At 71.8% G+C, this 20,946-nt stretch carries 19 protein-coding genes and 1 pseudogene; 9 read left to right on the top strand and 11 right to left on the bottom strand.

Annotation, left to right across the window (positions count from 1 at the left end; translation table 11 throughout):
• Positions 1-49 precede the first annotated feature (49 nt).
• Positions 50-385, top strand: coding sequence for a hypothetical protein (locus FLX08_RS07300; RefSeq protein WP_142617440.1), 336 nt, complete (start codon positions 50-52; stop codon positions 383-385).
• A 46-nt stretch (positions 386-431) separates the two neighbouring features.
• Positions 432-1,640 (top strand): glycosyltransferase, encoded by a 1,209-nt coding sequence (locus FLX08_RS07295; protein WP_142617439.1) that lies wholly within the window; start codon positions 432-434, stop codon positions 1,638-1,640.
• Between the two features lie 165 nt (positions 1,641-1,805).
• Here FLX08_RS07295 and FLX08_RS07290 read toward each other — a convergent pair whose 3' ends face one another.
• Entirely contained in the window at positions 1,806-2,948 is a 1,143-nt protein-coding gene (locus tag FLX08_RS07290) for a DNA topoisomerase IB (protein WP_142617438.1), read from the bottom strand.
• Complete coding sequence (locus tag FLX08_RS07285) at positions 2,945-4,006, bottom strand: glycosyltransferase family 9 protein (RefSeq protein ID WP_142617437.1); 1,062 nt, start codon at positions 4,004-4,006, stop codon at positions 2,945-2,947. Before FLX08_RS07285 ends, FLX08_RS07290 begins: the two co-directional genes overlap by 4 nt.
• 187 nt (positions 4,007-4,193) lie before the next feature.
• On the opposite strand from FLX08_RS07285, the gene rfaE2 reads away from it, so the two are divergent.
• From rfaE2 to FLX08_RS07260, 5 genes are all read left to right on the top strand, one after another.
• Positions 4,194-5,639: a D-glycero-beta-D-manno-heptose 1-phosphate adenylyltransferase gene (gene rfaE2, locus FLX08_RS07280; protein WP_142617436.1), complete on the top strand. Its 1,446-nt coding sequence runs from the start codon at positions 4,194-4,196 to the stop codon at positions 5,637-5,639.
• Positions 5,640-5,649: 10 nt separating this feature from the next.
• Positions 5,650-5,898, top strand: coding sequence for a hypothetical protein (locus FLX08_RS07275; RefSeq protein ID WP_142617435.1), 249 nt, complete (start codon positions 5,650-5,652; stop codon positions 5,896-5,898).
• A gap of 10 nt (positions 5,899-5,908) precedes the next feature.
• Positions 5,909-6,901: an SDR family oxidoreductase gene (locus FLX08_RS07270; RefSeq protein WP_142617540.1), complete on the top strand. Its 993-nt coding sequence runs from the start codon at positions 5,909-5,911 to the stop codon at positions 6,899-6,901.
• Positions 6,902-6,934: 33 nt separating this feature from the next.
• Positions 6,935-7,210, top strand: coding sequence for a hypothetical protein (locus tag FLX08_RS07265; RefSeq protein WP_244312470.1), 276 nt, complete (start codon positions 6,935-6,937; stop codon positions 7,208-7,210).
• A gap of 135 nt (positions 7,211-7,345) precedes the next feature.
• Positions 7,346-9,184, top strand: a complete 1,839-nt coding sequence (locus tag FLX08_RS07260; protein WP_142617434.1) for a transketolase — start codon at positions 7,346-7,348, stop codon at positions 9,182-9,184.
• A gap of 12 nt (positions 9,185-9,196) precedes the next feature.
• Here the strand turns inward: FLX08_RS07260 and FLX08_RS43345 are convergent, their stop codons facing one another.
• The 4 genes and pseudogenes from FLX08_RS43345 to FLX08_RS07245 form a co-directional block, all read right to left on the bottom strand.
• Positions 9,197-9,364, bottom strand: a complete 168-nt coding sequence (locus tag FLX08_RS43345) for a hypothetical protein (RefSeq protein ID WP_208761302.1) — start codon at positions 9,362-9,364, stop codon at positions 9,197-9,199.
• A 145-nt stretch (positions 9,365-9,509) separates the two neighbouring features.
• A pseudogene (locus FLX08_RS43340) lies at positions 9,510-9,740 on the bottom strand (hypothetical protein); the annotation flags it as partial.
• Complete coding sequence (locus FLX08_RS07250) at positions 9,740-10,132, bottom strand: ChaB family protein (protein WP_142617433.1); 393 nt, start codon at positions 10,130-10,132, stop codon at positions 9,740-9,742. The gene FLX08_RS07250 and the pseudogene FLX08_RS43340, both read right to left, overlap by 1 nt.
• Before the next feature lie 44 nt (positions 10,133-10,176).
• The gene (locus FLX08_RS07245; protein WP_142617432.1) at positions 10,177-10,434 is read right to left on the bottom strand and encodes a DUF6458 family protein; all 258 of its coding nucleotides are present in this window, start codon (positions 10,432-10,434) and stop codon (positions 10,177-10,179) included.
• Positions 10,435-10,521: 87 nt separating this feature from the next.
• Here FLX08_RS07245 and FLX08_RS07240 point away from each other — a divergent pair, with 87 nt between their 5' ends.
• On the top strand, positions 10,522-11,040 hold the full coding sequence (locus FLX08_RS07240) for a shikimate kinase (RefSeq protein ID WP_208761301.1): 519 nt from the start codon (positions 10,522-10,524) through the stop codon (positions 11,038-11,040).
• A gap of 104 nt (positions 11,041-11,144) precedes the next feature.
• On the opposite strand, the gene FLX08_RS07235 is transcribed toward FLX08_RS07240, so the two are convergent.
• The 3 genes from FLX08_RS07235 to FLX08_RS07225 all read right to left on the bottom strand — a co-directional run bounded on the left by FLX08_RS07235 (position 11,145) and on the right by FLX08_RS07225 (position 13,261).
• On the bottom strand, positions 11,145-11,612 hold the full coding sequence (locus FLX08_RS07235) for an ATP-binding protein (protein ID WP_167530302.1): 468 nt from the start codon (positions 11,610-11,612) through the stop codon (positions 11,145-11,147).
• A 350-nt stretch (positions 11,613-11,962) separates the two neighbouring features.
• Positions 11,963-12,901 carry an aldose 1-epimerase family protein gene (locus FLX08_RS07230; protein WP_142617430.1) on the bottom strand — a complete coding sequence of 313 codons (939 nt, stop codon included), beginning with the start codon at positions 12,899-12,901 and terminating at the stop codon, positions 11,963-11,965.
• Positions 12,902-13,024: 123 nt separating this feature from the next.
• On the bottom strand, positions 13,025-13,261 hold the full coding sequence (locus FLX08_RS07225; RefSeq protein WP_142617429.1) for a hypothetical protein: 237 nt from the start codon (positions 13,259-13,261) through the stop codon (positions 13,025-13,027).
• A gap of 371 nt (positions 13,262-13,632) precedes the next feature.
• Between FLX08_RS07225 and FLX08_RS07220 the strand changes: the two genes are divergently transcribed.
• Complete coding sequence (locus tag FLX08_RS07220; protein ID WP_142617428.1) at positions 13,633-14,808, top strand: cytochrome P450; 1,176 nt, start codon at positions 13,633-13,635, stop codon at positions 14,806-14,808.
• 247 nt (positions 14,809-15,055) lie between these two features.
• Here the strand turns inward: FLX08_RS07220 and nhaA are convergent, their stop codons facing one another.
• Together nhaA and FLX08_RS07210 are read right to left on the bottom strand one after the other, a co-directional pair.
• A complete protein-coding gene (gene nhaA / locus FLX08_RS07215; protein WP_142617427.1) occupies positions 15,056-16,357 on the bottom strand; it encodes a Na+/H+ antiporter NhaA in 1,302 nt (433 codons plus the stop codon).
• 320 nt (positions 16,358-16,677) lie between these two features.
• A complete protein-coding gene (locus tag FLX08_RS07210) occupies positions 16,678-19,752 on the bottom strand; it encodes an HNH endonuclease signature motif containing protein (protein WP_142617426.1) in 3,075 nt (1,024 codons plus the stop codon).
• Positions 19,753-20,946: the final 1,194 nt, after the last annotated feature.

Genomic DNA, 20,946 nt, shown 5'->3' with positions numbered 1-20,946 from the left:
AAGACGCAGGTACCTCCGTGGCGTGAGCATGCCGTGATGGAGGAGCGTCTTGGGAACAGGCACAGGACCCCACCCCGCCGCGTCGCCGCCCTCACCGGGCCGCACGCCCGCCCCCTGCCTGCCCACCGCCTGCCTGCCCACCGCCTGCCTGCCCGCCCCCTGCCTGCCCACCGCCTGCCTGCCCACCGCCTGCCTGTCCACCGCCTGCCTGCCCACCGCCTGCCTGTCCACCGCCTGCCTGTCCACCGCCTGCCTGTCCACCCCCTGTCTCCCCGCCGCGGCCCGCCAAGCGCGCGCCCGCGGCTCCCGCACCGACCGGCCGCCGTCCCCGTTCCGCTCGGCGTCCCCATTCCGGTCGCCGGGCCCGCCCACCTGGACTCCCTGACCCCCGAGCCGGGTATTCGCCACTGCCGCACCTGGAGGAACCCCCAGTGAAGATCGCCATGGTCTCGGAGCACGCCAGCCCGCTCGCCACCCTCGGCGGTGTCGACTCCGGCGGCCAGAACGTGCACGTCGCCGCCCTCGCCCTGGAGCTCGCCCGCGCCGGTCACGAGGTCACCGTCTACACCCGCAAAGACCGGGAGGACCTGCCGGAAACCGTCGCCTTCGGCCCGGGTGTGGACGTCGTCCACGTCCCCGCGGGCCCCGCCGCCGAGATCCCCAAGGACGAGATCCTGCCCTGGATCCCCCACTTCGCTAAGTGGCTGCACGACCGGTGGCTGTTCGACCGCCCGGGCATCGTGCACAGCCACTTCTGGATGAGCGGGCTGGCCGCGCTCGCCGCGGTGGAGAAGCTCCGCATCCCGGTCGTCCACACCTACCACGCGCTCGGCAGCGTCAAGCGTCGGCACCAGGGCCCGGCGGACACCAGCCCCCGGGATCGCGCCCAGGCCGAGGCCGACATCGGACGGCGGGTCGACGGCATCATCGCGACCTGCAACGACGAGGTCGACGAGCTGATCCGCATGGGGGTGCGGCGCCGCGCGACCCGGGTCGTCCCCTGCGGCGTGGACGTCGCCGCCTTCCACCCCCACGTCGAGCCTCTGGAACGGCCGGAGCGCCCCCGCCTGCTGTCGGTCGGCCGTCTCGTGCCGCGCAAGGGCCTGGAGACCACCATCGAAGCCCTGCGGCACCTGCGGGACGCCGAGCTGGTCATCGCGGGCGGTCCCCCGGCGGCCGAGCTGCACCGCGACCCCGAGGTCACCCGGCTGCGCTGGCTCGCGACCCGGGCGGGCGTCTCCGACCGGGTCCGCTTCCTGGGCCGGGTCGAGCGCGACACGCTGCCCGCGCTGCTGCGCTCGGCCACCGCCGTCGTGTCGGTGCCCTGGTATGAGCCGTTCGGGATGGTGGCGCTGGAGGCGATGGCCTGTGGTGTCCCGGTCGTCGCCTCCGCGGTCGGCGGCCAGAAGGAGACGGTGGTCAACGCCGTGACCGGCTTTCTCGTGCCGCCCCGCAACCCCGCCGTGCTGGCCAAGGCGCTGCGCAGGCTGCTCGACGACCGGGTGCGGCGCACGGCGTACGGCATCGCGGGGGCCGACCGCGCCCGCGCGAGGTATGCCTGGAGCCGCATCGCCACCGAGAGCCTGGCCGCCTACGACCGGGTGCTGTCCGCCCGGGAACCGGCGAGGAGCGCTTCGTGATCCGGCCGATCTCCGACGTGAGCCGCTGAGGTGACGGCCCTCGTGCCGCGTTCCGGCGGCATCGGGGGCCTGCTCACCGGCGCGGTTTTCGCCGCCCAGCTGGTCAAAGGCCCAGGTCGTCAAACGCGCAGGTGGTCAAACGCCCAGGTCGTCAACGGCAGGTGGTCACCGGCGCCGTGCGGGCGCTCGGCACAGGAGTTCGATGACGGCCTCCTCCACCGGCCCGTGGGTGGCGAGCCGGCCCTCGCCGGTGTCCTCGCCCAGCCGTTCGAGAGGAACCGTACGGCCCTTCTCGTACAGCGCGATGACGCGTGGATCCACGTAGGAGGCGCGGCAGACCGACGGCGTGTTGCCCAGGTATTCCGACACCTCCTTCATCACCCGGGAGACGGCCCGCTTGTGCCCCGCGCCGCTGCGTACGGGGCGGGAGACGGCGAGCCCGACCGCCGCCAGGACGGTGGCGTGCCAGGTGCGGAAGTCCTTGGCCGAGACCTCGGTGCCGAACGCCTCCTTCAGGTAGGCGTTGATGTCGGCGCTCCGCACGTCCACCCATCCCTCGTCGGTGCGGTAGCGCAGCAGCTCGCCCTTTCGGCCCTTCGACAGCGCCGACAGCACCTCGCACACGTCGGCGTCGGACAGCACCTGCTCCCGCTCCTTGCGGCCCTTGGCCAGGTAGCGGCACACGACCTCGCCGTCGCCGCATTTGACGTGCGAGGTCTTCAGCGTGGCCAGGCCGTACGAGTCGGTGTACTCCTCCCCGCCGACGCGGAAGAAGCCGATGTCGAGCATGCGCGCGGCGGTGGCCAGCACGCGCTCGCGGCTCAGCTCGTCGCCGCGCAGGTCGCGCGCGACCCGCTCGCGGAACGCCGGCAGCCGCCGGGCGATCTCCAGCACGTGGTCGAACTTGGCCTCGTCCTGCTGCCTGCGCCACTCGTCGTGATAGCGATACTGCCGCCGGCCCGCCGAGTCGGTGCCCACGGCCTGAAGGTGACCGTTCGGGTGGGCGCAGATCCACACGTCCGTCCAGGCCGGCGGGATCGCGAGGGACCTGATGCGGCGCAGGGTGGCGCGGTCCTTCACCGTACGGCCGGAGGCCCAGGTGTAGCTGAACCCGCGCCCGCGGCGCCTGCGCCGGATGCCCGGCTCGCCGGGGTCGCTCGGCCGCAGCTCGACGGGCGGAGTCTCGAAGACCTTGGCCGTTTCCGCGAGGGTCTCCTGGGTGGGGCCCTTCCGGGTGGCCGACTTCCGGGTGGCCGACTTCCGGGTGGCCGACTTCCGGGTGGCCGACTTCTCGGTGACGGTGCTCATCGCAGCAGCTCCCACGCCTGTTCGAGCACGTCGTCCAGGCTCACGTCACCCACCCAGGAGATGTCCTGGTGACCGCACTCCGGCATGCCCAGCCTGGGGTCGGCGGGCATTCCGCAGACCGGGCAGCCGGACGTCCAGGAGATCAGTGGCCGCTGGTGCCCCCTGCTCAGCGGACCCCAGTTGATCATGTTGCCGCACCAGTAGACGCCCACCGTGGGGGTGCCGGTCGCCGCCGCCAGGTGACGCGGCCCCGTGTCGTTGGAGACGAGCAGGTCGCAGGCGGCGTACAGCGCCGTGAGCCCGCCGAGGGACAGCTCTCCGACGACGGCCCTCGCCGGGGTCTGCATCTGCGCGACGACCTTCTCGACGACGTCCCGCTCCTCCTCGACGCCGGTCACCACCACCGGCCGTCCGAGGCGGTCGGCGACCTCGGCGAAGCGTTCCGGCGGCCATCTCCTGCGCCGGTCGCCCGCGCCCGGGTGGATCGCCACCAGTCCCCGGGGCACCTTGCCGAGCGTGCGGTTGAGCTCGGCCCAGTCCTTCCTCACGACCGCGATCCGCGGCTCGATCTCGGTGGCGGTCGCGCCGAGCAGCCCCGCCACCTCCAGGTAGCGCAGGGTCTCGTGCTGGTAGTGGACGTACGGCACCCAGCGGTCGAGCGGCTCGGCGTCGGGGGTGCGCAGGCCGGCGGTCACCCGTGCGCCGAGACGGCGGATGAACGGATTGGAGTTGCGCCCGCCGCCGTGCATCTGGACGGCCAGGTCGAACCTGCGCCGCCGCAGGTCCTCGTACAGCTCCTCGGGCGCGGCCGGCCCTGCGGACCCGTCGGCCGGGGAGGAGACGCCGGAGATGGGCGGCAACGCCACCACCTCGTCCACCGGACCCGGGCGATCGCGCAGGAACCGCGCGTGCCATTCACTCCCGAGCAGGGTGATCCTCGCGGCCGGATAGGCCCGCCTGAGCGCCCCGATGGCGGGCAGCGCCAGCAGCAGATCGCCGAGGGCGTTGGCCCTCAGCACCGCGATCCGCTCGACTCCTTCCACGAGCAGGGCGCTCATGCCACCCGCCCCGTCCCCTCGTGCATCGGACACCCCCATTCGTCCGGCCCGCCGGCTGACGCCCGGCGGAGCACTCGTGTGGAGCGACGTCTGATCCCGGTTACCCCGGTGCGACGGCCCCAAACCGGGCGGGCAGGTCTGCGGTGCCTGTTGTTTCCCCTGCGTCTGCGGGGGTAGCCGCCGAGATATGACGGAAGAGACGCTCAGCCGTTTCGGTGATGTCACAGCCGTCGTGGTCGGGGACGTGATGCTCGACTCATGGCTGCGGGGCCGCTCCAAGCGCATGGCGCAGGAGGCCCCGGTGCCGGTGGTGACCGTCGAGCGGATCGAGGACCAGCCGGGCGGCGCCGCCAACACGGCGGTCAACCTGGCCGCCCTCGGCGCACGGGTCCACATGGTGGGCGTCACCGGCGCCGACCCCGCCGGGGCGACGCTCAACGCGACACTGGGACGGCTCGACATCGAGGGCCTGGTCATCGTGCGGAGCCGGCGGACCTCGGTCAAGCGCCGGGTGCTGACCGAGGGCCAGATCGTCGCGCGATACGACGAGGAGGACGAGGCGCCGCTGGCGGAGGCGGCCGAGCGCGACCTCATCGAGCAGATCATCCGGCTCGCGGCGGACGCCGACGTCGTCATCGCCTGCGACTACGGCGGCGGGGTGTGCACCCCGGACGTCCGCCGGGTGCTGTGCGACCTGAGCATCGACCGCAGCGAGGGCTCGCGCGGCGCGCCGATCCTCGTGGTGGACGCCCACGACGTGGCCGCCTGGCGCGACTGCCGGCCGACTGCCGTGCTGCCCAACTATGCCGAGGTGCGGCGGCTGCTGGGCGAGGGGCACGACCACGACCGGGTGGCGTTCCTGTCCGCGCGCTCGGACGACCTCATCGCGGCCACCGGCGCCGACCTCGTGGTCACCACGCTGGACGGCGAGGGCACGCTGCTGCACCGGCGCGGCAGGCCGCCGCATCGCACGTACGCGACCCCCGCGCCCGACACGATGAGCATCGGCGCGGGCGACACCTTCACCGCGGCGTTCTCGCTCGCCCTGGCGGCGGGCGCCGAACCCGAGCACGCCGCCGACATCGGCCAGGCGGCGGCGAGCGTGGTGGTGCGCCGCCAGGGGACGGCCGCCTGCTCCCACGAGGACCTGCTGCAGGCGCTGCGCCCCGGCACCGCGCTGCCGCCCGAACGGCTGGCCGCGTGCCTGGAGCGCGACCGCGCCGAGGGCAGGCGGATCGTCTTCACCAACGGCTGCTTCGACGTGCTGCACCGCGGCCACGTCGCCTGCCTGGAGGAGGCCGCACGGCTCGGCGACGTGCTGGTCGTCGCCGTCAACGGCGACGACGGCGTGGCCCGGCTGAAGGGACCGCAGCGCCCGATCAACCGGTGCGAGGACCGGGTGGCGGTGCTCGCGGCGCTGGGCTGCGTGGACTACATCACCGTCTTCGACGAGGACAGCCCGACCGAGCTGCTGCGGCTCGTGCGGCCGGACGTGTACGTCAAGGGCGGCGACTACCACCCCGACCTGCTGCCCGAGGCGGCGCTGGTCAGGGAGCTCGGCGGAGAGGTGCGGGTGCTCGGATACGTCCCGGACCGCTCGACCACGGCGATAGTGAACCGGATTCGAGGGTAGAGGGGGCCCCATGACCGAAGAACAACGCTCTCCGACCGGCAAGCCCATGGTGGAGGGGACCCCGATGGATGTGATCCGCATCCGCATTGGGTCGTTCGCACTGGTCTTCTGCGTCGCCGTACTGGTGCTTTCCTTCGTCGGCCGCCTGTGGTGGCTGACAGGGGTCGTCGTGGTGATCATGGCGGCCATCGGCCTCTACATGGCCCTCGCCGTACGCAAGCAGAAGAGGCTGGGCGGCGGGCCGCGATCGAGAGGATGACGAGGTGAGCCTGAAGGACAAGGTCGTCGTGGTGACCGGCGCGAGCGGCGGCGTGGGCCGCGCGGTGGTCCGGCAGCTCGGAGCGGAGGGCGCGAAGGTCGCGCTCATCGCACGGGGAGAGGCGGGCCTCGCGGGCGCGGCCGTGGACGTCGGGGCCGAGGGAGGCACCGGGAAGACCTTCGCCGCGGACGTCTCCGACTATGACCAGGTCCGCCAGGCCGCCCAGCGCGCCGAGGCCGAGCTGGGCCCGATCGACGTGTGGATCAACATCGCGTTCACGACGGTGTTCGCGCCGTTCCTGGAGATCACTCCCGAGGAGTACGAGCGCGAGACCAAGGTGACCTATCTCGGCTACGTCTGGGGCACCCGCGTGGCCCTGGAGATGATGAAGCCGCGCGACAAGGGCGCCATCGTGCAGGCGGGCTCTGCCCTGGCCTACCGGTCGATCCCGCTGCAGTCGGCGTACTGCGGCGCCAAGCACGCGATCGTCGGGTTCACCGAGTCGGTGCGGACCGAGCTGCTCGCCGAGGACTCGGGCGTGAAGATCACGGTGGTGCAGCTTCCGGCTTTGAACACCCCGCAGTTCGACTGGGGACTGAACCGGATGCGGCGGCACGCGCAGCCGGTGCCGCCGATCTACCAGCCGGAGGTGGCCGCCGACGCGCTCGTCTACGCCGCGGAGCATCCGGAGCGCAAGGAGTATTGGGTCGGCGGGATGACCGCGGCCACCATCATCGGCCAGCGGCTGGCGCCCGCGCTGCTCGACCGCTACCTCGCGAGGACCGGCGTGAAGTCGCAGCTCACCGGCGAGAAGGCGCCCACTGGGGTGTCCAACCTGTGGGAACCGGCGGACGAGGACAAGGACTACGGCGCGCACGGCAGCTTCGACCGGCGGTCGCACGGTCGCAGCGTGCAATTGTGGATGTCGCAGCACCGCCGCCTCGTCACCGCCGCCGGTCTCGGGCTCGCCGCCCTCGCCGGACTCGGCCTGCGCCGCCGCTGAGGCTCAGGCCCGCGCTCTTCTCCCCCGCCGCCCGTGCTCGCCGTGATCGTCGAGGTCCAGCGTGGCCAGGACCCGGGCAAGAACCTGGGGGGTATGCACGCTGAGAACATCGCCAAGGGCAAAGCCGAAGGCAAGGCGGAGGGTCAGGCCGAGGGGATCCTGACCGTCCTGTCGGCCCGGGGCATCGAGGTGTCCGACGACTTTTCCGAGCGGATCCGGAAATGCCATGACTTCGATCGCTTGACTGCCTGGCTCCGGGCCGCCGCCACGGTCGACTCCTCCGACAAGCTGCTCGACGACATTTCCTGACGCCGCCCGGCGCGGTGACGCGGCCCGGCCCTGCCGTCGCGGCCGGCAGTGAGCGCGGGTGGCGAATATCCCGCTATATCCAGTCACGACCCTTTCCTGCTGATACCTCGAGGCATACCGGGGTAGTCGAGGGCGATGGACGAGCTTGACTACCGCTTCCTGTGTGAACTCGCGGCCCAGCTCCGGGTGGACTCGGTGCGCGCCTCCGCGGCCGCCGGCTCGGGACATCCCACGTCCTCGATGTCGGCGGCCGAGCTGATGGCCGTACTGCTCGCGCGTCACCTGCGCGTGGACGTCGCGGATCCGGCCAACCCGGCCAACGACCATCTCGTCTTCTCGAAGGGCCATGCCTCGCCCCTCCTGTACGCGATGCTCAAGGCCGCCGGGGTCATCACCGACGAGGAGCTGCTGACCTTCCGGAGGCGCGGCAGCCGCCTGGAGGGCCATCCCACGCCCCGGGTGCCGTTCGTCGACGTGGCCACCGGCTCGCTGGGCTTCGGCCTGCCCGCCGCGGTGGGGCTGGCGCTGACCGGGCGCAGTCTGGACCGCCTGCCCTACCACGTCTGGGTGTTGTGCGGCGACAGCGAGCTCGCCGAGGGCTCGATGTGGGAGGCGTTCGAGCACGCCGGGCACGAGGGGCTGAACAACCTCACGGCGATCATCGACGTGAACCGGCTCGGCCAGCGCGGCCCGACCCGGCACGGCTGGGACCTCGGCGCGTACGCCGCCAGGCTCGGCGCCTTCGGCTGGCACACCATCGAGATCGACGGCCACGATCCCGGCCAGATCGACTACGCGCTCGCCGACGCCCGGACGGCCCGGCGCCGCCCGACGGCGATCATCGCCAGGACCTGCAAGGGCCGCGGCGTTTCGGCCGTGGAGAACCGCGAGGGCAAGCACGGCAAGCCGCTTGAGGATGTCGAGCGGGCGCTCGACGAGCTGGGCGGGCCGCGTTCCCTCACCGTCGAGGTCACCCCGCCGGACGCCCCGGCCACGCCGTACCGGTACGCCGACGGCACGCTCGACCTGCCGGAATACGAGGTGGGCGAGCAGGTGGCCACGCGGACCGCCTTCGGCGAGGCGCTGGCCGCGCTCGGCACGGCGCGGGGCGACGTCGTCGCGCTCGACGGCGAGGTGGCCGACTCGACGAGGCTGGAGACCTTCGCCAAGGCGCACCCCGAGCGGTTCTTCGAGTTCTACATCGCCGAGCAGCAGATGGTGGCCGCCGCCGTCGGCATGGCCGCCCGCGGCTGGACCCCCTACGCCGCGACGTTCGCCGCCTTTCTCACCAGGGCGTACGACTTCGTCCGGATGGCGGCGGTGAGCCGGGCCGGCATCTGCCTGGTGGGTTCGCACGGCGGGGTGTCGATCGGCGAGGACGGGCCCTCCCAGATGGGCCTGGAGGACCTCGCGGCGTTCCGCGCGGTGCACGGCAGCACCGTGCTCTACCCCTGTGACGCCAACCAGACGGCCCGGCTGGTCGCGGACATGGCCGGTCTGGAGGGCATCCGCTATCTGCGGACGACGCGGGGCGAGACGCCGGTGATCTACGGCCCCGACGAGGAGTTCCCGGTGGGCGGCTGCAAGATCCTGCGCACCGGCGGCCAGGCGACCGTCGTGGCCGCCGGCATCACCGTGCACGAGGCCCTGGCCGCCGCCGACCTGCTCGCCGAGGACGGCGTCTCCGTCACCGTCGTCGACGCGTACTCGATCAAGCCGCTCGACTCGTCCGAGCTGCTCGAGGTGGCCAGGGCGACCGGGAGGGTCGTCACCGTGGAGGACCACTGGCCGGAGGGCGGGCTGGGCGACGCCGTGCTCTCCGCGCTGGCCGGCGCGCCTGTGCCGGTGCTGGTGCCCGTACGCAAGCTAGCCGTGTCGGGAATGCCGGGCAGCGCGACCCCCCGGGAGCAGTTGGAGGACGCCGGCATCGACAGGGGCGCCATCCGCGAGGCCGTGCTGTCCCTGCTCCACTGAGACCCGCTGAGCCTACCGGTGGGCGGCGAGGGCGCGGGCCGTCGGCGTCCCCGCGTCCGGCGGGTAGTCCGCGACGTGCCCCTGGTAGAGGACGTTCCCGCCGTGCCTGCCGGGGCCGGGCCCGAGGTCGATCAGCCAGTCGGCCTGCCGGATGACGTCCAGGTTGTGCTCGATGACCACGCTCGATGACCATGACGGTGTGCCCCCGGTCGACGAGGGCGTCCAGGACCCGGAGCAGTCCGTCGATGTCGCTCATGTGCAGGCCCGTGGTCGGTTCGTCGAGCACGTACGTCGTGGGCCGCTCGGCGTCGCGCAGCTCCTTGGCGATCTTGAGCCGCTGGCACTCCCCTCCGGACAACGTGGTGAGCGGCTGGCCCAGCCGGAGATGGCCGAGACCGGCCTGCGACAGGTGCCGCGGCGCCCGGTCGACGGCCTTGTCGGCAGCCGGTGCCCGGCCTGGTCGATGGACAGGAGGTCGTTGCCTCGCCGCCGCCGTCGCGTGAGAGCGCCGCCGGCAGCCCTCACGGGGGCGGCCGGCGGCGGCGTGACGGAAGATCAGCGAGCCTTGGCGGTCGCCCTGCGATTGGCCTTCTTGATGGCTTCCACGAGCTCTTCCTTGGTCATCTTCGACCTGCCCTGGATGCCAAGGCGGCCGGCGACGTCGTAGAGATGCTGCTTGGAGGCGTTCGCGTCGACGCCCTCGGCCGTCTTGCCCTGCTCCGGCGTGCCCTTCTTCGCCTGCTCGTCCGACGGTCCGCGCCCCGCCTTCTTCTCCCAGTGGTCGCCCACCTTCTCGAAGGAGTGCTTGAGCGCGGCGAACGCCGTACGGTGGGCGCGCTGGCCCTCGCCGTACGTCTTGACGGCGGAGTCGTGCGCCTTGATCCACGTCTCCTGGGCCTCCTTGGGCGAGCGCTCCAGGGTCGAGGGCAGTTCCTTACGTCCTGGCATGGTCCATGCCTCCCTTTGAACCGTCGGAAGTCGGTCGGAGGGGGTCAGATGGTGGGGTCGTCGTAGCGCCGCTCCTCGTACACCTGGCGGCGGGTGGCGGTGGCGTCCACGGGGGCGGCGGTGACGGTGGTCCTGCGGCGGACCGTCGTCAGGCGCCAGATACCGAAGAGCAGCCCGGCCAGACCGCCCACCATGAGGATCACCCCGATCACCTGGATGTCGAGGCCCGCGATGGTGAAGTCGACCGCCCAGGTGAGGATGGCCCCCAGCATGATGAGGATGATGCTTCCGGCGATGGTCATGGCTTTCCTCCTTCGCCTTCTGCTCTATCCCCTCCACGGATTCCAAACGTCGCATGCGACTGCCCGCATAGGGCAGCATTGCGAGTTATGACCGATACCCCCATCGTGGTGATGGGACTCATGGGCGCGGGGAAGAGCACCGTCGCCCGGCTGCTCGCCGACGCGCTCGGCCGTCCCATGCGCGACAGCGATGCCGATCTGGAGGCCAGGTACGGCACGAACGCCGCCGCGATGGCCGCCGGTGTGGGCGCGGACGAGCTGCACGCCCGGGAGGCGCTGGTGCTGCGGGACGCCCTGGAGGCCCGTCCCGCCCCTGTCGTCGCGGCCGCCGCCAGCACGGTCGAGGACCCGGAGACGCGCCGTGCGCTGGCCCCCGCCTTCGTGGTCTTCCTCGACGGCCCGCCCGAGGTGCTGGCCGAGCGGATGAAGTCGAGCCCCCACCGCCCGCACTTCAAGCCCGACCTCGTACGCATGCTGACTGAACAGCGCGACCTGCGGCTGCCGTGGTTCCGCGAGGTCGCGGATCTGACGGTCGACCCCTCCACCCACACGCCCGAGGAGATCGCGGCCACGGTGCTCGCGCGTCTCGACGGCGCGAAAACCTGAGCCGGGCAGGTCAGCCGGGCACGTCGGTTAGGCCGGATCGGCCGGGCGGACCGGCTGGGCGCGTCGGTTAGGGCGCGTTGGTTCGGAGGGATCAGGTGGCCCGGTCAGCCGACGGCGATGCGCATCTGGTGCGGGACGACGGGCAACGGCGACGGGCTGCCCGCGCCGGCCAGGAACCAGACGGTCTTGCCGCTCCGGCCCGAGCTGGCCACTCCCCAGTCGTCGGCGAGTTCGTCCACGATGAGCAGGCCACGGCCGCCGATCGAATCGATGTCCGCCTCGCGCTGGAGCGGCACACCCTCGCCCTGGTCGAAGACCTCCCCGTACACCCAGGTGCCGTTGCTGCCGAGCCGGAGGGTGAAGACGTTCCCGCCGTGCCGTACGACGTTGGAGGCGAGTTCGCTCACGATGAGGCAGCAGTCGTCCACGAGCTCGCCCAGGCCCCACCGGCCGAGCTCACGGCGGACGAGAGCGCGCGCCTCCGCGACACTCGCGCCGACGGCGGGCAGGAGGCATTCCGCGGTCCAGACGGGGGCCGGGTCGACCGGCGCCGTACCGAAGGGGAGAGTCACGCGCGCCTCCTTAGGCTCATGGGAGCGCTCCCACGGCTCAAGATACGGCACTCAACGCAGTCATGTGAATTCAAAGAAACAAGATTGTTTCCGGTCAATGCCCGTTCCGTGATGCACGGGAAAGAGGAAAGGCCGTCGCTCTTCCGTACGGGCGCCGGGAGTGCGCACGTCAGCGGCGCCCCATCCGGCACACCCGGCCCCGCCACCGTGACCGCGGAACGTGCCCACACGACCGGCTTCGCCATGAAAATAGCTGAAATACGACCATCCTTGGTGTGCGATGCGCGCAGACCGAATCATCTCGCATGTCCACTGTGACGCATAAGGCCCATTTCGTCCGGCCTGCTCTCTCAGCCGAGCGCGGTGATCCCCCAGCGGTGGGCGACCCGCTCCCCCGGGGCCAGGCGCACCAGGCACTCGCCGGTCGCGAAGGCGTTCGGCGGGCAGCTCATCGGCTCGACCGCCACTCCGGCCCGCCGGTAGGGCTCGGCCAGCGTGTCCCCCGTGAAGACCTGGAGCCATTCGACGCCGGGCCCGGCCCACAACTCCACGCCCCGGAATCCGTCGGCCGTCCGGAGCCGGGCCCGCACCAGCCCGTCGCCGTCGCGCCGCAGAGACGTGTAGGGGGTGTCGAGCACCGTGCCGCCGATGCGGCGTCCCTCACGGAAGTCATACTCCGTGCCTTCGACCGAGCGACGGCCGGCAGGGATCTTCTGCTCGTCCACCGGGGTCCACTCGGCCGCGGGCAGCTCGAGCACGGCGTCGTCCACCGTCTCCTCGCCGAGGGTGAGGTAGGGATGCGCGCCCATGCCGTACGGCGCGACGCCCTCCCCCACGTTGACGGCCGTCACCTCGACCTCCAGGCCCGCCTCCCCCAGGGCGTACGACGCGGTCAGGTCGAGCACGTGGGGATAGCCGAGCTGGGGGAACAGCCGCAGCCCGAGCCGGATCGAGGCGTCGTCGCGGTCGAGGACCGTCCAGGGCATCAGGCGGGCGAAGCCGTGCGCGGCGTTGCCGGTCCTGGGCTCGGTGATCGCGAGCTGCCTGGTCTCGCCGTCGAAGTCGTACCTGCCGTCACGCACCCGATTGGGCCAGGGCAGCAGCAACTGCCCGGCGCCGCCCACCGGCTGCGCGTCCGCGGGGAACGACATGACCAGCGGCCGCTCGTTGTACGTCAGGGCGCGCAGGCCCCCGCCCACCTCGGTGACGGTCGCCGCATATCCGTGCGCCGCGATCGTGTGCTGCGTGCCGGTCGGGAAAACGGCTTCACGAACCACTGGTTCTGTCATGAGAGGGATTTTCCCATCCGTCCCACGACGTCCGCAGGGGGCCCTGCGGGGAGCCTCAGGGCCGAGCCGCGGCGGGTTCCAGGGTCGTGAGCCCGGCAACGGACCGGGCCCACGTCCTGGGCGTCACGTGGAGAGCGTCTTGCCCGTCAGGCCCTCCTGCGCGGCGAGCAAGGCGCGCAGTTCCTCCGCGCTTTCGCCGCATGCGGTCATGATCAGGCCCCGGTCCATCTCGATACGGGACAGCGACCTGGTCAGCCGGGTCGCGTACCAGCGGCCGGCGTCGCTCCTCCAGATCGACCAGCGACCGGCGTACTCGCTGCTCAGTTGTCTCCAGGCAGCGTCCTCGGCTGAGAACCGCACTCGTCACCACCTCCAGGCTCTGTGCCGGGAGACAACGGGTGCTCATCCGGACACGATTGGTAGTGAGAAGCGGTCTCCCCCCTCCGGCGGCGCCGCCACCCCGGCACCGACGAAGATCTCCCGCCGGTTGCGGGGACTTCACCACGACTTGATCCCCGTTCCTCCCGTACCACCCGTCTCATGCCGGGCCGCGGGAACGACGCTGGTGTTCGCGGGGCACGGCTGCCCGGGCACGAACAGGCGCGGCCATGTGGCGTGTGGCAAATGTCGCCTCTCGGGTCATGCCGGACATGGTTTTACTACCTTGCCGGACAGAGAGTCAGGGGAGAGATTCGAGAGGGCCTACATCGAAAACGAAGGGAAGGTCACTTATGCCCGGACTCCCGCGGCTGCCGTTCGAGCGGCCGGACGTCCTGGGGATATCCCCCGGCTTCGGCGAACTACGCGCCAGAGCGCCGATCGCCAAGGTCACGACCGCGATGGGCGACGAGGCGTGGCTGATCACGGGCTACGAGGAGATACGGCAGGTGTTCGCCGACGACAGGTTCGGCCGCTCCCACCCCACCCCCGAGACCGCGGCCCGCCTGTCGAACAACGCCCTCCTCGGCGGCCCGACCGGCCAGTACGCCACGGAGCGGTCGGTCCACAAGCAGATGCGGCGCCTGCTCACCCCCGCGTTCTCGGCGCGCCGTATGCGAAGGTTGTCGGACCGGATCGGGTCGCTGGTCGGGAACCTGCTCGACGGGCTCGCCGAGCAGGGCCCGCCCGCGGACCTGCACGCCGGCCTGTCGCTCCCGCTGCCGATCCAGGTGATCTGCGAGCTCCTCGGCGTGCCGTACGAGGACAGGGCCAGGTTCCGGGCCATGGCCGAGGCGATGACCGACCTGACCGATCCCGAGCGGTCCGCCACGGCCCAGCTGGAGATGAACACCTACACCTACGAGATCGTGAAGGCGAAGCGGGACGAGCCCGGCGAGGACGTCTACTCCGACCTGGCGGAGGCCTCGCTGCCGGAGGACGACGTGGCCAGGATCGCGGGCGGTCTGCTGTTCGCCGGCCACGAGACCACGGTCAACCAGATCGACTACGGCGTGCTGCTGTTCCTGCGCAACCCCGCCCAGCGCGACGCGCTGCTGCACGACCCCACCCTCGTGGACGGCGCGGTCGAGGAGATCATGCGGGTGGCCTCGCCGAGCGAACACGGGCTGGTGCGTTACGCGCACGAGGACGTCGAGGTCGCGGGGGTGCGGATCCGCGCGGGTGAACTGGTCATGCTGTCCACCCCGGCGGCCAACAGGGACGAGCGCGTCTATCCCGCCCCCGACACGTTCGACATCCGCCGGCGCGATCCCCAGCCGCACGTCGGGTTCGGCCACGGGCCGCACCACTGCCTCGGGGCGTCCCTGGCCCGGATCGAGCTGCGTGCGGTCTTCGGCACCCTCTTCACGCGCTTCCCCACGCTGGCGCTCGCGGTGCCGTACGAGGAGCTGAGGGCGCACACCGACAGGCTGGCCGGAGGGTTCCAGGCGCTGCCCGTCACCTGGTGATCGTCAGGAGGTGAACGCGGCCGGCTCTCCTGGCAGGTCGGCGTGGATCGGATGCTCGTGCCCCCGCTCACGCCCGGCCCGGGTAGTGTGCCAAGCCCGGTGAGCCGGACGACTGCCGCACGCGGCGGAAGCGCACGGCGGGGGCGCGCGGCGGAAGCGCACGGCGGGGGCGCACGGCGGGGGCGCACGGCGGGGGCGCGCGGCAACCGCACGTCGACAGCGACGGCGGTCAGGACCGGGTCGCCGATCAAGCCGACTCGGCCGCGAACCCGGCGGCTTCGGTGCCGGTGCCGGTTTCGGCGTCGGCGTCGGCGGCCCGCCGGTACGCCCGGTCGCGCAGCCGCAGCACCACCGTCGCCAATAGCGCGGCGACCAGCGAGCCGGTCAGAACCGCCAGCTTCACCTGGGCGTCGCGTGCCGTGCCGAGGCCGAACGCCAGCTCGCCGATGAGCAGGGCCACCGTGAACCCGATGCCGGAGAGGATGGCCAGCCCGCCAACGTCCACCCACTCCAGTCCCTCGTCGATGTCCGCACGGGTGAAGCGGGCGGTCAGCCAGGTAGCCGCCATGATCCCCAGCGGCTTGCCCACGACGAGCCCGACGACGACGCCCAGCGACACCGGGTCGGCGAGCAGGTTCGTCACACCGCCCAGCCCGCCGAGCGGCACCCCGGCGGACAGGAACGCGAACAGCGGCACGGCCACTCCGGCCGAGATCGGGCGGAACCGGTGCTCGAAGTGCTCGGCGAGCCCAGGCCCCGCCTCCGGACCACCGGCCTTCTCACTGCGCAGGACCGGGACGGCGAAGGCGAGCAGCACCCCGGCCACCGTCGCGTGCACACCCGAGGCATGGACCAGCCCCCAGGTCAGCGCGGCCAGTGGGAGCAGCGACCACCACGAGCGCACCCGCCGCTGCACCAGCACGGCGAAGACACCGAGCGGCACGAGCGCCGCCAGCAGCGGCAGCACCGACAGATGCGACGTGTAGAACACCGCGATGATCACAATGGCCAGCAGGTCGTCCACAACGGCCAGCGTGAGCAGGAACGTGCGCAGCGCTGCGGGCAGCCGCCGCCCCACCACGGCGAGCACCGCCAGTGCGAACGCGATGTCGGTGGCCGTCGGGGTCGCCCACCCCCGCATCTCGCCGTCCATGAGCGAGTTGACCAACAGGTAGAGCAGGGCCGGGACGACCACACCGCCGACGGCCGCCGCGACGGGAACGACGGCCCGGCGAGGATCGCGCAGGTCCCCGGCCACGAACTCGCGCTTGAGTTCCAGGCCGGCGACGAAGAAGAAGATCGCCAGCAGCCCGTCCGAGGCCCACTTGGCCAGGCTGAGGTCCAAGTGCCATGCGGCCGGCCCGATCGTCGCCGAGCGAAGCCCCTCGTACGCCTCGGACCACGGCGAGTTTGCGCAGAGGAGGGCCGCGACGGCGGCGATCAGGAGCAACGCGCCGCCGATCGTCTCCTTGCGCAGGATGTCGGCGATGCGATGGGTCTCGGCCCGGGAAGTGGGACCGAGGACAGACAGGCGGCGGGTCGGGGCCATGACGCTCCGTTTCCGGGTTCGGTTCGACGACCGCCGACCAGACTTCCCGGCACCCCACGCCCATCCTATGAGCGCATCGGACTCGGTCATTGTCCGCGTCATTATTCGCGCACCCCCGCTGCGCCTTTCGTCCCATGGACTCTCCCCGGTCGGCCCGCGGATTCCCCTCGGCGGGTGCCTGCTCGCAGGCGCCGGAGACGGCAGGTTCTCGATCCACGCCTCATCCCTGCCGCCCGCTCTGTGTCCAGCCCCTCTGTGTCCGGCCCCCTCCGTGTCCGGCCCCCTCCGTGTCCGCCCTGTCCTGTCGGGCGCGGGAGGTGTCAGAAGGGTGGTTCGTCACGTTCGCCTCCGAGCAGCGATCCATACGCCCCGGCCTCGGATCCGTGTGTCCCGGCCTCGCCGTCCGGCATCGGCGGCGTGGCGGCTCCCGTCTCCGGCTCGGAAGCCTCCTGCGGGAGTGACGGCTCAGTGGCCGGGGCCATGGTGGGGGTCTCGGGGAGGTCGTCGAGGTACCGGTAGGACGTCGGGCTGGGCTGACTGCGGGGATGGGGACTGCAGGCGGGAATGATGATCTTAGGAAGAGGACTGGGGTACCTGTGCCCAAGCGGGCTGGTCCAGACGACCAGGTGAGGGCCCGCGGTGCTGACGCGCCAGCCGCCGTGGTGCCGGGCGCGGTGGTCGTGGCGGCAAGCCAGGTGCAGGTTCTCCGCCTTCGTAGGCCCCTGCTCCGCCCACGGAAGGATGTGGTCCTGGTCAGTCCGGGTGGCGGGCGTGCGGCAGCCGGGCCAGGAGCAGACCCGGCCCCGTATTTGCACATAGCGTCGTAAGGCTGCTCCGGCTTGACGCCGCCGCTCCGAATCGGCCGCGCCGCCCGCCACCCCCTCTGCTCCCCCGTCCGCCATGCCGTTCATGTGCCGGTCCTCGCGCCGGCTCTCGTTCCGGGCGCCGATTTCATCGCGGTCCTGTACATGACCGCTCTGCGTGGGACTGCTCTGTGTGGGACTGCCCTGTGTGGGACTGCCCTGTGTGGGACTGCTCTGCACGGTGCAGCTCCGGCCGGCAAGGGCGGCGCTATCAGGCCCAGTGTCGGCGGGCGCAGTGCCGGCGGGCGCAGTGCCAGCGGGCGCAGTGCCAGCGGGCGCAGTGCCGACAGGGGCGGCGCTCACAGGGGCAGCGCCGTCAGAAGCGGTTGCCCCCTCGCCAGTCGCCAGGAGGGAGACTGCGTGGGCGGACAACTCGGCGACGACCGGCGCCCACGCTCCGAGGTCGCAGGCGGGCCGGGCTGCCAACATCCGCAGGTGCCTGAGGGTGATCTGCAGTTCGACGAGGCCGCCTCGCCGCCGGTCACGGGCGGGGCGTTTCCGGCCGGGGGTGTCAGGGCGAGCCCGGATGAGCCCGGTCAACGCCAGGTGACCGTTGTCGTAGCAGATGGCGTACCGCCACTGCCCGCCGAGCATGCCCGCGACGATGCGCCGGGCCAGGAAGGGGTGGATGACTCCCCAGCCGGGCAGATGGGCGGGATGCTCGTCCAGGCTTAGCAGCGTGGTGAGCTCTACCCGGATCTCCCGCACCGTCCACCCTGCGGTGCCCACCTGGAGATCAGCATCCGCCTGTGCCTGAGCTTGGGCATGCTGGAACCCCGCCCGGTCTGCCCCAGCTTCATCGGGCGCAGGCCTGGCAAGCCCAGCCCTATTGAGCGTCGGCCTGTCGGGTCCGGCTTTGCCGAACGCTGGCCCAGGCCCAACCTTGTCAGGCACGAGCGGGTCCGGCGCTGGCCTGTGGAGCCCAGCCATGTCGGGGGCTGGCCCGTCGGGCCCTGGCCGGTCGAGCTCAGCCTTGTCGGGCACGAGCGGGTCCGGCGCTGGCCTGTGGAGCCCAGCCATGTCGGGGGCTGGCCCGTCGGGCCCTGGCCGGTCGAGCTCAGCCTTGTCAGGCACGAGCGTGTCCGGCGCTGGCCGGCTGGGCACTCGCTTGTCAGATTCGGCCCTACCCTGCCCGGTTTCGTGATCCGGTGTGGGCGCACGAGGCGCTGTTTCCTCCGACCCTGCCGGGTGCGACTCCGTAGAGTGTGAGCCGCTCGCGGGCGACAGTCCGCCGGGCCCATCCCCCGGCTGGCTACACGGCTCGGCGTCATGGTCGCGCTCGGCCGCGCCGCTGTCGGCATCAGCCGAGCCGTCAGTGCCATCAGTGCCATCAGTGCCGCCAGTGCTGTCAATGGCGCCGGTGCCGCCGGTGTCGTCCGTGTCGCTGGACCCGCTGATGCGACCGCCGTCCGGCTGATCGAGGTCAGCGTCAGGACGCATGCCGCCGCCGGGGCGGTCAGGGGCGTCATCGCTGCTCCCGGTGCCCCAGGTACCTCCGGCGCCCTCGCTGCTACCGACCCCGCCATGGCCATCGACGCGGTTGTCACCGCCAGGAAGATTGGGATCCGCACCGGGGGGCACCCCGCCACCGCCTCCGGGGCGGTCAGAGTCGTCACCGTCACCGCTGCTCTCGCCGCTGTAGTCATCACCGGGGGCGCTACCGTCATCGTCTTCCATAGTGGGGAGGGTGTCGTGGAAGGGATGGCAAAGGACGTGGGTGACGATCTCCTCATCCGACATCCCCTCGAACGTGCCGTCCAGGCTTCCGAGGAAGAGGTCCACCCGGATGTGATCGATCGGACGACGGTCACCGGCCCGCTTGCACGCCCGGGCCAATTCGTCGATTCGGTCGCACCCGGCCGCCGCCCGGTCCAGCGGCAGATCCAGCCCGGACACGGTCGCGGTGCCGTCCTCGCTGCGGGTTCCCACCACGCGACGGCGGCGTACCGCCTCGGTGTATCGGCGCTCGGCCCAGGCGGGATCTATCGCCAGCGCAAGGCGCTGGATCCGCTCGATCAACTCTCCCACCGTCCAGGACGACGCCTGGGGCACTAGTTGGTCGCATACCAGCGCGGCTTGCTCGTCGGTCAACCCCACGGTCCAGCGGACGAAAGCCACCGCCCGGGGTTCGTCGAGGGTCCCGGCCAGCATCGCCTCGCCCAGGATCGGCAACCGGCGATGAATATTCCAGGCCAGCTCGAAGGTTGAATCGGCGCGGCGGCGTGACCACACCAGCGCTGCCCGTGCCTCATCCGGGCCGAACTCATCCGGCACCTCCAACCGCACCACCTCGTCGCCGGAGAACGAGTCCCGCAGTCCCACCTCCAGCAAAGCCCGCAAGAACCACGCCCGGTCATGGCAGACCTGCCGGTAGGCCGCCTTGAGCACCTCCACCGTGTCGAACCCCGACACGCGCTCCACATTCACCTCGGCGAGCAGCCCGGCCAGCTCGGCGCCCGGAGGTGTCATCGTGAGCCCGTCCGGAATCGGAACCGCGGTTCGCCGCGGCGCGAACGAGCCGGCCCCGCTCACCCTGGGAGGAGAGGAGGAGCGGGCACGATCAGAAGCAGACGGCACACGCGACGAAGAGGGCGTGCCAGGCATGCGAGCCACGGACGGTACGGACTGCCCGGGCCGTCCCTGAGCCCTGGCTGGCGCGGAGTGCGCCCGGAACAAGGCGGACGCGTACAGACCTGGCATTGGCGGGAACCTCCTTCACGGGCCGGAGACGAAAGGACTATGGGCTCCCGGTCACCTGGACCGGGACTTACTCACACAGACTCGGCTACTTCTCAACCGGCACAGAGGCCACAGACCAGAACGCCAAACAAGCTCACCCGTATCAACTACCTCAGAGATTAACCGAACACGTGCTCGAAAACAAGTCTGACCAGCGGAAATGTGGGGTCACAACCTAACGCGCTGCCTCCGGGATCGAGAGAGCGGAGTGCTGACCACGAGCGGGTCGCACCCTGCCTCCGGGAGCCCGACCCCGGCCACGAGACGGACATCGCAGGCGCCGCCGAGCTCGCCCTCGACCCCGGCCATCCGGCTGGTGCAGGGCACCCTCGGCGCCCGCGAGCGGCGCGAGATCAGGAACGGGGCGACAGGCGACAACCGGGCCCCCGCCTGCTGCTACCTGCGCACAACGTGGTGGACAGGTGGCGCGTTGGTGGACAGGTGGCGCGCGGCAGCGCGCAACTTGGTGGACAGGCGACGCGCGGCGGCAATACCACTCGGTGAACAGACCCGTGCCCGGCGGCGCGCGACTGGACGGACAGCTGGCGCCGGCGGCGTGCCACTCGGCGGAACAGGCCGCACCCGGCGGGGTGCGACCCGGCGGACAGGCGGCGCCCTACGGCGTGCCGCTCGGTGAACAGCCCGGCGGCGCACCGCTCAGCGGACAGTCGGCGCGCGACGCGGTGGACGCGCGGCGGCAGGCGGCGGCGGGCGGTGGGCGGCCCGGCGACCGGTTATGGACAGCCAGCGGGCACGCTCGGACACGGGCAGCGGTACCAGGCAGGGCACCAGGCAGCGGCCAGCGACACCGGCAACGGCAACGGCAACGGCAGGCAGGCGCCTCCGGCCGGGCTTTCCAGCACGACGTTCGCCTTGGACGGTCCGGGCGGGCCCTGCGCTTTGCCGGTCACGGGCCGGCGGACGGGAAGGCGGGGCCCCAAGCACCACAGAGACAGGGAAAATGCCGCAGAGATGGAGAAAGCCCAG

The organism is Microbispora hainanensis, assembly GCF_006874475.1.
GTDB lineage: Bacteria > Actinomycetota > Actinomycetes > Streptosporangiales > Streptosporangiaceae > Microbispora > Microbispora hainanensis.
The sequence above is the reverse complement of the archived record's forward strand: the minus strand, read 5'-3'. Positions and strand labels throughout refer to the sequence as shown.

Excerpts from the sequence above, each read along its gene's own strand:
- rfaE2 (WP_142617436.1), top strand. The coding sequence starts at position 4,194 with ATGACGGAAGAGACGCTCAGCCGTTTCGGTGATGTCACAGCCGTCGTG.
- FLX08_RS07220 (WP_142617428.1), top strand. The coding sequence starts at position 13,633 with ATGCCCGGACTCCCGCGGCTGCCGTTCGAGCGGCCGGACGTCCTGGGG.
- FLX08_RS07245 (WP_142617432.1), bottom strand. The coding sequence starts at position 10,434 with ATGACCATCGCCGGAAGCATCATCCTCATCATGCTGGGGGCCATCCTC.
- FLX08_RS07230 (WP_142617430.1), bottom strand. The coding sequence starts at position 12,901 with ATGACAGAACCAGTGGTTCGTGAAGCCGTTTTCCCGACCGGCACGCAG.
- FLX08_RS07285 (WP_142617437.1), bottom strand. The coding sequence starts at position 4,006 with ATGAGCGCCCTGCTCGTGGAAGGAGTCGAGCGGATCGCGGTGCTGAGG.
- FLX08_RS07250 (WP_142617433.1), bottom strand. The coding sequence starts at position 10,132 with ATGCCAGGACGTAAGGAACTGCCCTCGACCCTGGAGCGCTCGCCCAAG.
- FLX08_RS07275 (WP_142617435.1), top strand. The coding sequence starts at position 5,650 with ATGACCGAAGAACAACGCTCTCCGACCGGCAAGCCCATGGTGGAGGGG.
- nhaA (WP_142617427.1), bottom strand. The coding sequence starts at position 16,357 with ATGGCCCCGACCCGCCGCCTGTCTGTCCTCGGTCCCACTTCCCGGGCC.
- FLX08_RS07290 (WP_142617438.1), bottom strand. The coding sequence starts at position 2,948 with ATGAGCACCGTCACCGAGAAGTCGGCCACCCGGAAGTCGGCCACCCGG.
- FLX08_RS07260 (WP_142617434.1), top strand. The coding sequence starts at position 7,346 with ATGGACGAGCTTGACTACCGCTTCCTGTGTGAACTCGCGGCCCAGCTC.
- FLX08_RS07240 (WP_208761301.1), top strand. The coding sequence starts at position 10,522 with ATGACCGATACCCCCATCGTGGTGATGGGACTCATGGGCGCGGGGAAG.